The organism is Micrococcus sp. GPGPB33, from assembly GCF_037853785.1.
In the GTDB taxonomy this organism is placed as follows: domain Bacteria; phylum Actinomycetota; class Actinomycetes; order Actinomycetales; family Micrococcaceae; genus Micrococcus; species Micrococcus luteus.
In genome coordinates this window covers 690,578-703,200 of sequence record NZ_JAQMWO010000002.1, presented here as the reverse complement: position 1 = coordinate 703,200, position 12,623 = coordinate 690,578, and the positions used below count along the sequence as shown (strand labels likewise).

General features: G+C 73.3%; 10 protein-coding genes and 3 pseudogenes. 5 read left to right on the top strand and 8 right to left on the bottom strand.

The genetic code is table 11. The features are described 5' to 3' along the window. Positions 1-18: 18 nt before the first annotated feature. Positions 19-1,246, top strand: a pseudogene (locus POD19_RS03355) (acyl-CoA dehydrogenase family protein). A gap of 15 nt (positions 1,247-1,261) precedes the next feature. Here POD19_RS03355 and rimK read toward each other — a convergent pair. Further along, positions 1,262-2,497 carry a 30S ribosomal protein S6--L-glutamate ligase gene (rimK, locus tag POD19_RS03350; RefSeq protein WP_144819085.1) on the bottom strand — a complete coding sequence of 412 codons (1,236 nt, stop codon included), beginning with the start codon at positions 2,495-2,497 and terminating at the stop codon, positions 1,262-1,264. A 27-nt stretch (positions 2,498-2,524) separates the two neighbouring features. On the opposite strand from rimK, the gene POD19_RS03345 reads away from it, so the two are divergent. Both POD19_RS03345 and POD19_RS03340 read left to right on the top strand, forming a co-directional pair. Continuing rightward, positions 2,525-3,055: an ATP-dependent zinc protease family protein gene (locus POD19_RS03345; protein WP_144819083.1), complete on the top strand. Its 531-nt coding sequence runs from the start codon at positions 2,525-2,527 to the stop codon at positions 3,053-3,055. Then, the gene (locus POD19_RS03340) at positions 3,052-4,167 is read left to right on the top strand and encodes a succinylglutamate desuccinylase/aspartoacylase family protein (RefSeq protein ID WP_144819081.1); all 1,116 of its coding nucleotides are present in this window, start codon (positions 3,052-3,054) and stop codon (positions 4,165-4,167) included. Before POD19_RS03345 ends, POD19_RS03340 begins: the two co-directional genes overlap by 4 nt. A 40-nt stretch (positions 4,168-4,207) precedes the next feature. Here POD19_RS03340 and POD19_RS03335 read toward each other — a convergent pair whose 3' ends face one another. From POD19_RS03335 to POD19_RS03310, 6 genes and pseudogenes are all read right to left on the bottom strand, one after another. Beyond that, a complete protein-coding gene (locus POD19_RS03335) occupies positions 4,208-5,431 on the bottom strand; it encodes an MFS transporter (protein WP_260490918.1) in 1,224 nt (407 codons plus the stop codon). A gap of 103 nt (positions 5,432-5,534) precedes the next feature. After that, positions 5,535-5,996, bottom strand: coding sequence for a 50S ribosomal protein L9 (rplI, locus tag POD19_RS03330; protein ID WP_002857787.1), 462 nt, complete (start codon positions 5,994-5,996; stop codon positions 5,535-5,537). A 28-nt stretch (positions 5,997-6,024) separates the two neighbouring features. Beyond that, positions 6,025-6,264, bottom strand: a complete 240-nt coding sequence (gene rpsR, locus POD19_RS03325; protein WP_002857788.1) for a 30S ribosomal protein S18 — start codon at positions 6,262-6,264, stop codon at positions 6,025-6,027. A gap of 392 nt (positions 6,265-6,656) precedes the next feature. After that, positions 6,657-7,094: pseudogene (locus tag POD19_RS03320) on the bottom strand (single-stranded DNA-binding protein); the annotation flags it as partial. A 132-nt stretch (positions 7,095-7,226) separates the two neighbouring features. Further along, positions 7,227-7,532 (bottom strand): 30S ribosomal protein S6, encoded by a 306-nt coding sequence (gene rpsF / locus POD19_RS03315; RefSeq protein ID WP_002857790.1) that lies wholly within the window; start codon positions 7,530-7,532, stop codon positions 7,227-7,229. Between the two features lie 305 nt (positions 7,533-7,837). Then, complete coding sequence (locus POD19_RS03310; protein WP_340309303.1) at positions 7,838-9,325, bottom strand: M18 family aminopeptidase; 1,488 nt, start codon at positions 9,323-9,325, stop codon at positions 7,838-7,840. A 107-nt stretch (positions 9,326-9,432) separates the two neighbouring features. Between POD19_RS03310 and POD19_RS03305 the strand changes: the two genes are divergently transcribed. Continuing rightward, positions 9,433-9,762: a hypothetical protein gene (locus POD19_RS03305; RefSeq protein WP_260849734.1), complete on the top strand. Its 330-nt coding sequence runs from the start codon at positions 9,433-9,435 to the stop codon at positions 9,760-9,762. Here the strand turns inward: POD19_RS03305 and POD19_RS03300 are convergent. Then, entirely contained in the window at positions 9,753-11,285 is a 1,533-nt protein-coding gene (locus POD19_RS03300) for a glycosyltransferase family 87 protein (protein ID WP_144819073.1), read from the bottom strand. The genes POD19_RS03305 and POD19_RS03300 overlap by 10 nt on opposite strands. Positions 11,286-11,454: 169 nt before the next feature. Between POD19_RS03300 and POD19_RS03295 the strand changes: the two are divergent. Beyond that, positions 11,455-12,539, top strand: a pseudogene (locus tag POD19_RS03295) (inositol-3-phosphate synthase). The last annotated feature ends 84 nt before the right edge of the window (positions 12,540-12,623 follow it).

Genomic DNA, 12,623 nt, shown 5'->3' with positions numbered 1-12,623 from the left:
GCAGAGAGGATCCCCACCATGACCACCCCGTTCCACGCCGAGGCCGACTCGTTCCTCGGCCGCGCCGACGTCGTCGGCCTGGACTCCCTTGTTCTCCGCCGAGGAGAAGGCCGTCGCGCTGCAGGTGCGCGGCTTCGTGGACGAGCACATCCGCCCGCACATCGCCCGCTGGTACGACGACGCGGTGTTCCCGCGCGAGATCGTCCCCGAGCTGGGCCGCCTCGGCGTGCTCGGGATGCCCTACGAGGGCCACGGCATGCCCGGCCGCTCGGCGGTGGAGTACGGCCTCGCCGCCCAGGAGCTCGAGGCCGGCGACTCCGGCCTGCGCACCTTCGTCTCCGTGCAGGGCTCGCTCGCGATGGGCGCGATCCACAAGCACGGCTCCGAGGAGCAGAAGGCGCAGTGGCTGCCGCGCATGACCACCGGCGAGGCGGTCGGCTGCTTCGGCCTCACCGAGCCGGGCGCCGGCTCGGACCCGGCCTCCATGACGACGACGGCCCGCCAGGAGCCCGGCGGCGACTGGGTGCTCGACGGGGTCAAGCGGTGGATCGGGCTGGCCACCCTGGCCGACGTCGCGATCATCTGGGCGCAGACCGGCGAGCCCGGCGACGGGCGCGGGGTGCGCGGCTTCGTGGTCCCCACGGACACCCCCGGCTTCCGCGCCGAGGCGATCACCCAGAAGCTGTCCATGCGGGCCTCGGTGCAGTGCGAGATCCACCTCGACGGCGTGCGCCTGCCCGCCTCCGCGATGCTGCCGGCCGACTCCGCCGTCGGGCTCAAGGGCCCCTTCCAGTGCCTCAACGAGGCCCGCTACGGGATCATCTGGGGCGCGATGGGCGCCGCCCGCGACTCCTTCGACGCCGTCCTCGACTACGCGATGCAGCGGCAGCAGTTCGGGGTGCCGCTGGCCTCCCACCAGCTGACGCAGGCCAAGCTCGCGGACATGGCCGTGGCCATCGGCAAGGGCTACCTGCTGGCGCACCAGATCGGCCGCGCCAAGGACGCCGGCCCGCTCACCCCCGCCATGATCTCCGCCGGCAAGCTGGACAACTGCCGCGTGGCCATCGGCATCGCGCGGGAGGCCCGCGAGATGCTCGGCGGCAACGGCATCACCCTGGAGCACTCGCCGCTGCGGCACGCGAACAACCTCGAGTCAGTGCGCACCTACGAGGGCACGGACGAGGTCCACCAGCTCACGCTCGGCCGGCACCTCACGGGCATCGGCGCGTTCGCCCCGGCTCGCTGAGCCCCGCGCCCGGGCTCAGGCGTCGTCGGCGGGCGCATCGGGCGCCGGGGCCTCCTCGGCGACGGACGCGAGGATCGGGGTGGCCGGCAGCTTCCGCACGCGCTTGGGGCGGCGGGCGCGGGCGGGGATGAGGGCGCGCATGTTCTCGGTCTTGCCGAAGCAGAGCAGCCGGTCGCCCTCTTCGAGGACCTTGGTGTCCGCGGGGTTGGGGAACACGGAGGTGCCGCGGTGCAGGGTGAGCACCTGCAGGTCCTTCGCGAGCAGCCCGGAGTCCTCGATGGACTGACCCACCCAGCCGGAGCCGGCGTGCACGGTGATCTCACCGACCCCGTACCCGGTGGACACGGCCAGGCGCTGGCGCACGTCGATGTCCGGGAAGCCGGCCTGGTCCGCCACGTAGTCGATGATCGCGCCGGCCACGTCCAGGTCCGTGGCGGCCTCGATGCCCTGCAGACCCGGCGAGGAGTTCACCTCCATGACCAGCGGGCCGTGCTCGCCCTCGAGCATGTCCACGCCCGCCACGCGCAGGCCCATGATGTGGGCCGCCCGCACGGCGGTCTCCGCGTACTCGGGCGAGAGCTCGACGCGCTCCACGGTGCCGCCGCGGTGCACGTTGGAGCGGAACTCGTCCCCCTGGGCCCGGCGGCGCATCGCGGCCACCACGCGGTCCCCCACCACGAGCGCGCGGATGTCCGTGCCCTTGGACTCCTCCACGAACCGCTGGATGAGCACCTGCTGGTTGGTGCCGTGCAGCGTCTCGATGATCGCCTCGGCCACCTTCTTGGTCGGCGCCAGGATCACGCCGATGCCCTGGGTGCCCTCGAGCAGCTTGATCACCACGGGCGCCCCGCCCACCATGTCGATCGCCGTGGAGACCTCGCCGCGGTTGCGCACGAACACGGTGGCGGGCATGTCGATCTCGTGGCGGGAGAGGATCTGGGTGGCCCGCAGCTTGTCCCGCGAGTTCATGATCCCGGCGGCCGTGTTGGGCGTGTAGACGTCCATCTGCTCGAACTGGCGCACCACGGCGGTGCCGAAGTAGGTCACCGAGTTGCCGATGCGCGGCAGCACGGCGTCGTAGCCGGAGAGGGGGCGGCCGCGGAACATCAGATCGGGCTCGTCCGAGCTGAGGTCGATGCCGAAGCGCAGGGTGTCCAGGACCTTCACCTGGTGGCCGCGCTCGAGCGCCGCGGTCTTGAGGCGCTGCGTCGAGTAGGCGCGCAGGGAACGGGAGAGGATGGCGAGCTTCATGACCGCTTTCCTGGGAGGATGAGGGGCGTGTCTGAATCTAAGCACACGGCCCCGGCCCCCCACGGCGTGCCCTCCACCGACGACGGCGCCGCTCGCCCGGGGCTGGTGGGCTGGCGCGAATGGGTCGGCCTGCCCGCCGCCCACACCCCCTGGATCAAGGCCAAGATCGACACCGGTGCCCGCACCTCGGCGCTCCACGCCTTCGGCATCGAGCGGTTCACCCGCGACGGCGCCGCGTGGGTCCGGTTCGAGGTGCACCCGTGGCAGACCTCGGCCGCGGACGCGCGGACGGCCGAGCTGCCGGTGGCCGACCTGCGCACGGTCCGCTCCTCGAACGGCAAGGCGCAGGAGCGCGTCGTCGTCGTGATGCCGCTGACCCTGGCCGGCCGCACGATCGAGGCGGAGGTGACCCTGACCCACCGGGACGAGATGGGCTTCCGCATGCTGGTGGGGCGCACCGCGCTGGCCGCCGGCGGCCTCCTCGTGGACCCCGCCGCCTCGTACGTGGGCGGGCAGCCGCCCCGCGGCGTGCGCCGCCGGAACCGGGGACGCGCGTGAGCCCTCGCCCTGCCCGCGCCCCCTTCGCGTTCGGCGGGGTCGAAGTGCCGGCCGGCCGCCGCCGCGAGCTGTCCCTGCCGATCTCCCAGCTCGTCACGGGCGCGGACGTCACCCTGCCCGTGCACGTGCTGCACGGCCGCGAGGACGGGCCCACCGTGTGGGTCTCCGCCGCGATCCACGGGGACGAGGTGGCCGGCGTCGAGATCGTCCGCCGCGTCCTGGAGCGCCTGCAGCCCACGCACCTGCGCGGCACCCTGCTGGCCGTGCCCATCGTCAACGTGCTCGGCGTCATGGCCGGGGACCGCTACCTGCCCGACCGCCGCGACCTGAACCGCTCCTTCCCCGGCTCTGCCCGGGGCTCGCTGGCCTCGCGCATCGCGCACCTGATGATGACCGAGGTGATCGGCCGCTGCACCGTGGGCATCGACCTGCACACCGGTGCGGACCGCCGCTCCAACCTGCCGCAGATCCGCTGCGACCTGGAGGACCCCCAGACCCGCGCGCTCGCCGAGGCGTTCGGCGCGCCCGTGCTCTTCCACGCCCGCCTGCGGGACGGCTCCCTGCGCGCCGCGGCCCGCGAGACCGGCGCGCGCGTGCTGCTCTACGAGGCCGGTGAGGCCTGGAGGTTCGACGAGTACGCGATCGCCCCCGGCGTGGACGGGGTCCTGCGCGTGCTCGCGGCCCTGGACATGGTGGATCCCGCGGACGTCGGGCTCACCGAGCCCGGGCCGGACGCCGTCGTCGACGCCCCCGGTCCGCTGCCCGGCGAGGTCCCCGAGGAGCGGACCACGGACGTGCCCGAGGCGACCGACGCCACCGGCGAGGACACCGAGGCCGTGCACCCCGACGTCGTCGACGGCGAGCAGGACGCCCCCTACCTGGTGTGGCAGTCCACCTGGGTGCGCGCCCGCGCGGACGGCCTCGTGCACCTGGACGTCTCCCTCGGCGAACGCGTGAACGCCGGGGACCGCATCGGCGCGCTCTACAACTCGTTCGGCCGCCGCCTCGCGCACGTGAAGGCCGAGCTGACCGGCGTGGTCATCGGCCGCACCGAGGCACCCCTGGTGCACCGCGGCGACGCCCTCGTGCACATCGGGGGATGGGACGCATGAGCAGCCGCGGGGCGCCGTCCGCGCGTCGAAGCCGCCCCGCTCAGGCCGGGGACGGGCGCCGGGCGATGGCCCGGCCGCCGTGCACGAGCCGGTAGTAGAGCAGCAGCGCCACCCCGACGCCGCCGGAGAGCAGGTACATCACCGGGATCCCGACGGCGGCCACCACCGCGCCGAGCACCATGGGGCCGAGGCCGGTGCCGAGGTCCAGGAGCAGGAAGAACGTGCCCGTGGCGACGCCGATCTCGGTGGGCCGGACCACCTTGATCGCGATGGTCTGGAACACGCTCACCACGGGCCCGTAGGTCAGCCCCAGCAGGGCGCCGGCCACGAGCATGCCCGCCGGCTCCCGCCACAGCGCCAGCACCGCGTAGGAGACGGCCATGCCCGCGAGGATCGGGTAGACGACGGCGTTGTCCCCGTGCCGGTCGTGCAGCACGCCCAGGACGGCACGGCCCACGATGGTGCCCGCGGCGAAGAGCAGGAAGAACAGGCTCGGCACCATCGCCGGGTAGCCCTGCTGCTGCGCGAACGTGGCCATGAACGCGAGGATGCCGCCGTACATGAACCCGGAGGCCAGGGCCACGCCCGCCGCCGGCGCCACCTCTGCGGAGAACACGTCCGCCCGGTGCAGCCGGAACCGGCCCGTCAGCGGCGGCTCGGGCACGCGCAGGAACAGGGCGATCAGCAGGGCCATGCCCGTGAAGCCGATGCACGCCCAGAACAGGGCGTCGTAGCCGAGGGCGGTGCTCAGCTGCAGGGCCACCATCGGCCCGACGGCGCCCGCGAGCGTCATGGACGTGGAGAACCAGCCGGTGCCCTCGGAGCGGCGCACCGGCGGGACGATCCGCTGCACGGCCGTGGCCAGCACGGTGCCGGCCGCGCCGAAGCACATGCCGTTGAGCAGCCGCACCGCGGTCAGCGTGGCCAGGGAGTCCGCCCAGAGGTACGCCGCCGTCGTGAGGACGTAGCAGGCCAAGGCGACGAGCAGGACCCGCCGCCGCCCCCACGCGAAGGTGGCGGGCGTCGTCGTCATGCGGGTGAGGACCGCGCCCAGCACGAACGCCCCCACCACGACGCCGGCCTCCGCGTCCGACGCGCCGAAGGACGTGACGGCGTAGAGCGCCATCGCGGTCATGAGCGTGTAGAAGATCATCGCCACGAACAGGTAGGTGGCGCTGACGAGGATGAACGGACGCGTCCACAGCGGCGGGCGCGGGGCCGCCGTCGAGCCGGCGGGGTCGGAGGGCGGTGGGGCGGAGGGCATGGCCTCCATGTTCCCCCACGGCACGAGGCCCCGGCCCGCTCGTGAAGAGCGGACCGGGGCCTCGGGTGCGCGCCGCAGGCGCGACGGGCTCAGAAGCGGATGATCACTTCTTGGCCTTGGCGGCCACGACCTGCAGCTGGACGGTCGCGATGACGTCCTCGTGCAGGCGGACCTGGGCCTCGTGGTTGCCCACGGACTTGATGTGCGCCGGCAGGGTGATCGAGCGCTTGTCCACGGAGCCGAGGCCGGCGGCCTCGATCGCCTCGGCGACGTCGGCGGTCTGGACGGCGCCGAACAGGCGGCCCTCCGCACCGGCGGTGCGCTCGAGCTTCACGGTGGCGGACTGGAGCTGCGCGGCCTGGGCCTGCGCGTCCTCCAGGTTCGCCACGGCGCGGGCCGCACGGGCCTTCTGCAGGGACTCGACCTGCTTCTCCCCGCCCTTGGTCCACACGGTGGCGAAACCGCGCGGGAGCAGGTAGTTGCGGGCGTACCCGTTCTTGACCTCGACCACGTCACCGGAGGTGCCGAGACCGGCCACTTCCTGGGTCAGGATGAGCTTTGCCATCTGGGTGTTCCTTCCTTCGCTCGCTCGATCAGCCGCGGCCGGCGCCGGCGTAGGGCAGCAGGGCCACCTCGCGGGCGTTCTTGACGGCCTGGGCGATCTTGCGCTGCTCCTGGACGGTCACGCCGGTCACGCGACGGGCACGGATCTTCCCGCGGTCGGAGATGAACTTGCGCAGCAGGGCCACGTCCTTGTAGTCGATCTCGGTGATCTTGGCGGCCTTGAGCGGGTTGGACTTCGGTTTGGGCTTGCGGAGTTCAGCCTTCGCCATCGTGGTGCTCCTTCAGAGTTCTCTGGAGCCCGCAGAACGGTTCTGCGGGATGGGATCACGCGGCGTCCCGTGCCGGGCACGGGGCCGTGTGCGGTGCGGCCCGGCGGTGCCGGGTCGCGGGTGGGATGGGCCACCGGGGGCGGCCCTCCGGGCGACGCGCGCCCGGACGGAGAGGTCCGTGGTGTTCCGTGTCCGTCGCGGCCGTGGGGGCCGCACCCGGTCAGTGCAGGATCAGAACGGGGGCTCGTTGGAGGACGGGGTGTCCCAACCGCCGCCACCGCCGCCGGACCAGGGGTCCTGCGGTGCGGCCTGGCCGCCGCCCTGCTGCTGGCCGCCCCAGCCGCCGCCCTGCTGGGCGCCGCCGAAGCCGCCGTCGTTGTTCCCCCCGAAGCCGCCGCCGGCCGGGGCGCCGCCGAAGCCGCCCCCTGCTGGCCGCCGCCGAAGCCACCGCCGCCGCCACCGCCGCGCTGGGCGCGGGTGACCTTGGCCGTGGCGAACCGCAGCGCCGGGCCGACCTCGTCCACGTCCAGCTCCCAGCTGGTGCGACGGTTGCCGTCCCGGTCGTCGTAGGAGCGCGCCCTGAGGCGGCCCTGCACGATCACGCGCATGCCCTTGGTCAGCGACTCCGCCACGTTCTCCGCGGCCTCGCGCCAGACCGAGCAGCGCAGGAACAGCGCTTCGCCGTCCTTCCACTCGTTGGTCTGGCGGTCGAACGTGCGGGGCGTGGACGCGACGGTGAAGTTCGCGACGGCCGCGCCGTTCGGGGTGAAGCGCAGCTCCGGGTCGGCGGTGAGGTTGCCGACCACGGTGATGACGGTCTCGCCTGCCATGGTCACTCCTGTCTTCGGGGGTTCTGCCGGTCAGTGACCGGATTCGGGGATCCGGGACTGCTCAGCGGGGTTCCGGTGGGGGCGTCGGGGACTGATCCGATGCTCTCAGACCCTCCGGACACGGTACGAGGATCACTCAGCGGTGATCTTCTGCTCCTCCGGACGGATGATCTTGGTGCGCAGGATCGTCTCGTTGAGGTTCAGCAGACGGTCCAGCTCCTGGGTGGCGGCCGGCTCCGACTGGAAGTTGACGACCACGTAGATGGCCTCGGACTTCTTCTGGATCTCGTAGGCGGTCTTGCGGCGACCCCACACGTCGATGTTGTCGACGGTGCCGCCGGCGTTCGTGACGACCTCGAGGTACTTCTTCAGGGTCGGCTCCACGGTGCGCTCGTCGACCTCAGGGTCGATCAGCACCATCAGCTCATAAGCACGCATGCGAACCCACCTCCTCTGGGCTTGCGGCCGCGGTCTCTCCGCGGCAGGAGGTTCTGTGCTCGTCGTCCGTGTGGTGCTCCGCGCTCTTCGGCGGCACACAGACAACCTGAGCCATCCTAGCAGTTCGAGGGAGGGGCACTGGCGCGGCGCCCACGCACGCGGGCGCCTCCCGCGCCGACGCCTCCCGCGCGTCGAGTCCGCGAGCCAGATGATTCAGTCGTTTTCCGGCCGCTTCTACGACCGAAATCTCTGGCTCGCGGCCATCCAGGAGCAGAAATCTCTGGCTCGCGCCCCCACGCGCAGCCTCACACCCCGCGGAAGAACTCCCGCACGGCCGCCGTCAGGTGCTCCACGTCCCGCACGCCGCACATCTCGCGCGCCGAGTGCATGGACAGCAGGCCCAGGCCCACGTCCACGGTCCGGATGCCCAGGCGGGTCGCCGAGATCGGGCCGATGGTGGAGCCGCAGGGGACGTCGTTGTGGGAGACGAACTCCTGGAACGGCACCCCCGCCACGCCGCACCAGCGGGCGAACGCGGCCTCTCCCCCCGCGTCGGTGGCGTAGCGCTGGTTGGCGTTGATCTTCAACAGCGGGCCGTGGTTCACGCGCGGGTGGTTCACGGGATCGTGCCGCTCGGCGTAGTTCGGGTGCACCAGGTGGCCGGCGTCCGCGGACAGCAGCCAGGACCCCGCGATCGCCCGCGCCCGGCCCTGCCCGGCCACGCCGAGCGCCTCGAGCACGCGCCCCATGACCTCCTCGAGCAGCGGGCCGGCCGCCCCGGACCGCGACGCCGACCCCAGCTCCTCGTGGTCGAACGCGGCGAGCAGCGGGATCACCGGGGCGCCGGCCGCCTCACCGGCCACCCCGCCCGCGACGGTCCCCTCGTACGCGATCACACCCCCGGCGCCGCCGTGCTCGCGCGCCAGCTCCTCGAGCGCCACGAGACCCGCGTGCACCGAGCTCAGGTTGTCCAGCCGACCCGACGCGAAGAACTCGCCCGACAGCCCGAAGAGTCCGGGCGCCTGGGCGTCGGCCACCACGACGTCGTGCCCGCGCACCGCGGCCGGGTCCACGCCGGCGGCGGCCGCGAGCGCGGTCAGCACGTCACCGGGCACGCGGGCGGCCAGACCGTCGGCCTCCGCCTCGCCGGCGTCCTCGCCGCGCGGGGCGAGCGCCCCCACGACGGGGTTCGTGTGCCGCTGCCGCTTCAGCGTCAGCCCCTCGTTGACCTCGCGGTCCAGGTGGATGGCCAGCTGCGGGATGCGCCCCACGGGCCCGGTCGCGGCGAGCACCTGCGTGCCGTCGTCGAGGGCGAGACGCCCGGCGAACCGCAGCTCACGGTCCAGCCACGAGTTCAGCAGCGGGCCGCCGTACACCTCGACGCCGGCCTGCACCCAGCCGTCGGCCGTCACGGTGGCCGGGTTCGGCTTGAGCTTGAACCCCGGCGAGTCCGTGTGTGCGCCGAGCACGCGGAACACCGGCACGACGCCGGCGCTCGGCCCCGCCTCGTCCGGCCCGGCCGCGCGCGCCTCAGCGCCAGCGTGGCGACCCGGCGCGTCCACACCCGTCGGCACGATCCAGGCCACCGCCGCCCCGTCGCGCACCACCACGTAGCCGCCCGGGGCCGACGGGAAGTCGGCCGTCTCGTCCAGACGGGTGAAGCCGACGGCCTCCAGGCGGCGTGCGACCTCCTCCGCGGCGTGGTAGCTGGAGGGCGAGGCGGTCACGAAATCGGCCAGGTCCCGCAGGTGGGCGGGCATCGCGGCGGCGGTGTCATGGGTCACGGGGGTCATGCCCCGACCGTACCGCGCCCCACCACCCCGTCCGGCTACCCTGGCCCGAAAGCGGGCCCGCCGCATCGCCCGCCCCGTCAGCGCAGGAGGAGCCCGCCGTGGACATCATGATCGCCGTCGCCGTGGGGGTCTTCCTCCTGGTGGCGTGGACCGTGGGCGGCTGGGCCATCGTGCGGATGGGCTTCGCTCGGGACGGGGACGCGGCCCGCACCCCCGCCCACGACGACGGCGCCGCGCGTCCGGCGCACCCCGGCGCGGCCGCGGACCCGGCCACCGACCCCCACGTGATCTGGCGCGAACAGATGAAGGCGGCCACGGCCGCCTCCGGGGCGCAGTGCGTCTGCCCGCCACCCCGCGAGGGCGGCGCCGCCGAGGCGGGGACGAGCACGCCGCCGTCGTCCCCGGACTGCCCGATCCACCGCTGGGACTACGCCTGAACCGCGGCCGGCCGGTCTGAGCGGCCCCGGGCCGGGCCGGCGTCCGCGGCGTATGCGCCGGCGAGCGGGTCGGTGTCCGGGTGGCCGCCGTGGTCGCGCTTCACGAGGTCCTCCGCCGGGTGCAGCATCTCCCACACGACGCGCCCGCACAGCCACAGCACCGCGAGCATGTGCGCGAGGATCGCGGCCACGTAGACGGAGTCGTCCATGGAGTGCTGCGGCGGGGTCTCGGCCACCCCCTTGGCCAAGTACATCCACACGGCGAAGAAGTGCAGCGCCTCCACCGTCTGCCACACCCAGAAGTCCCGCCAGCGCGGCAGGGCGAGCGCCAGGAGCGGGATCAGCCAGACCACGAACTGCGGTGAGTACACCTTGTTGGTGAGCACGAACGCCGCCACCACCAGGAACGTCAGCTGGGCCAGCCGCGGGGTGTGCCGCACCCGCACGCCGAGCACGAAGATCCCGAGGCAGCACACCGCGAAGGTCCCGTAGGCCAGCAGGGTCAGGGAGTCCTCCGGCACGAACGCCCACCCGGCCTGCGCGGCGGTCACGTCCCACGCGTGCCACACGCTGGACAGGCCCGGCCCGCGCTCGCCGGAGAAGGTGAAGAACACGGACCACGCCTGGAAGTTCACGACCATGAGCGGCACGTTGACCGCCGCCCACGCCGCCGCCGTGCCCCCGGCCGCGAGCAGGAACGGTCGCCACCGTCGCGAGCGCACCGCCAGGATCAGCAGCGGCCCCAGGATCAGCAGCGGATACAGCTTCATGGCCGCGCCGAGGCCGAACAGCACCCCCGCCGTCAGGGACCGGCCGCGCGACCACGCGTACATGCCGCACGCCAGCAGGGCCACGGCCCACAGGTCCCAGTTGATGGTGCCGGCCAGCACGATCCCCGGGGCCACGGCCACCATGAGCCCGTCCGTCCACCGACGCCCCGCCATCCGGACGGTCAGCACCGCGACGACGGCCCACAGCACCACCACGAACCCGAGGTTCACGAGCCAGAACACCACCGTGCCCTGCTCCGGTGAGAACGGCAGCGCCTGCGTGATCCAGGCCGCCACCGAGCCCACGACGGACATCAGCACGGGGTACTCGAACGTGGAGCCCGCCCGGAACGGCGCCCACGGGTCCGCCGCGAACCCGCGCCCGCCGTAGAGCGCGGCCCAGTCCGAATAGCAGCCCGCGTAGTACACGTCCGGGGCACCCCAGCCGTGCAGCAGGCACGGCGACTTCTGCAGCACGGTCACGACGGCGGCCAGAGCCACCAGCAGCCCCGTCAGCGCCACGGGCCCGGCCCAGGAGCCGGTCCCCCGCCCCGGGCCGTTCGCCGCGAGGCCGCCGGCGAGCTGGAAGCGGCCGCCGCGCTCACCGGGGGCGGGCAGGGCCCCGGACGGTGCGCTGTCAGCGGAACGCCCGGCGGGGGCACCCGGGGCGGTCACGGCGTCGCTCGGGGCGCCGTCCGCGGCGTGAGTGGGCGGCTCGCTGGGGGTCGCGGCATGCGCGGGGGCCGGTCTCATGCCCCCATCCTAGGAAGCCGCCCGGACACCGGACGGGCGGGGCCGCCGTCGTCGGTCGTAGACTGGCGGGGTTGATCCCCGGGTGAGCGCCCCGCCGAACGGCGTGGGCCCCCTGCGCGCGCCCCGCGTGCCCGCACCCGTTCCGGACAGTCGAGGAGAGAACCAGACCGTGGCCACCAACCCCATCCGCGTCGCCATCGCCGGCGTGGGCAACTGCGCAACATCCCTCATCCAGGGTGTGGAGTACTACCGCGAGGCGAAGGCCACGGACACGGTCCCGGGCCTGATGCACGTGCAGTTCGGCGACTACCACGTGTCGGACCTCGAGTTCGTGGCCGCGTTCGACGTGGACGCGAAGAAGGTCGGCCTGGACCTGTCCGAGGCCATCACCGCCTCCGAGAACAACACCATCAAGATCGCGGACGTGCCCCACGCGGACGTCACCGTCCAGCGCGGCCCCACCCTGGACGGCCTCGGCAAGTACTACGCCGAGACCATCGAGGAGTCGGACGTCGAGCCCGTGGACGTGGCCCAGGCCCTCCGCGACGCGGAGGTGGACGTGCTGGTCTGCTACCTGCCCGTCGGCTCGCAGCGGGCCACCGAGCACTACGCCCAGGCCGCGATCGACGCCGGCGTCGCGTTCGTGAACGCCCTGCCCGTGTTCATCGCCGGCACTCCGGAGTGGGCCGAGAAGTTCACCGCCGCGGGCGTGCCGATCGTGGGCGACGACATCAAGTCCCAGATCGGCGCCACCATCACCCACCGCGTGATGGCCAAGCTGTTCGAGGACCGCGGCGTCACCCTGGACCGCACCTACCAGCTCAACGTGGGCGGCAACATGGACTTCAAGAACATGCTCGAGCGCGAGCGCCTGGAGTCCAAGAAGATCTCCAAGACGCAGGCCGTCACCTCCAACACCTCCGCACAGCTGGGCGAGAAGGACGTGCACATCGGCCCGTCCGACTACGTGGCCTGGCTCGACGACCGCAAGTGGGCGTTCGTGCGCCTCGAGGGCCGCAACTTCGGCGACGCCCCGGTCTCGCTCGAGTACAAGCTCGAGGTGTGGGACTCCCCAACTCGGCCGGCGTGATCATCGACGCCGTGCGCGCCGCGAAGATCGCCCTGGACCGCGGCATCGGCGGCCCGATCCTCTCGGCCTCGTCCTACTTCATGAAGTCCCCGCCCGTGCAGCACAACGACGACGCGGCGCACGAGCTCGTGGAGGCCTTCATCCGCGGCGACATCGAGCGCTGACCCGCCCGGTCCCCCGCGGACCGCGCACGACGTCGGCCCGTCACCTTCCCCGTGGAGGTGACGGGCCGGCGTCGTCGTGGGGCG

Bases quoted from the DNA above. Each gene is read 5' to 3' on its own strand.
- rimK (WP_144819085.1), bottom strand. From the start codon at position 2,497: ATGAAGCTCGCCATCCTCTCCCGTTCCCTGCGCGCCTACTCGACGCAG.
- POD19_RS03335 (WP_260490918.1), bottom strand. From the start codon at position 5,431: ATGCCCTCCGCCCCACCGCCCTCCGACCCCGCCGGCTCGACGGCGGCC.
- rplI (WP_002857787.1), bottom strand. From the start codon at position 5,996: ATGGCAAAGCTCATCCTGACCCAGGAAGTGGCCGGTCTCGGCACCTCC.
- rpsR (WP_002857788.1), bottom strand. From the start codon at position 6,264: ATGGCGAAGGCTGAACTCCGCAAGCCCAAACCGAAGTCCAACCCGCTC.
- rpsF (WP_002857790.1), bottom strand. From the start codon at position 7,532: ATGCGTGCTTATGAGCTGATGGTGCTGATCGACCCTGAGGTCGACGAG.
- POD19_RS03310 (WP_340309303.1), bottom strand. From the start codon at position 9,325: ATGACCCCCGTGACCCATGACACCGCCGCCGCGATGCCCGCCCACCTG.
- POD19_RS03305 (WP_260849734.1), top strand. From the start codon at position 9,433: ATGATCGCCGTCGCCGTGGGGGTCTTCCTCCTGGTGGCGTGGACCGTG.
- POD19_RS03300 (WP_144819073.1), bottom strand. From the start codon at position 11,285: ATGAGACCGGCCCCCGCGCATGCCGCGACCCCCAGCGAGCCGCCCACT.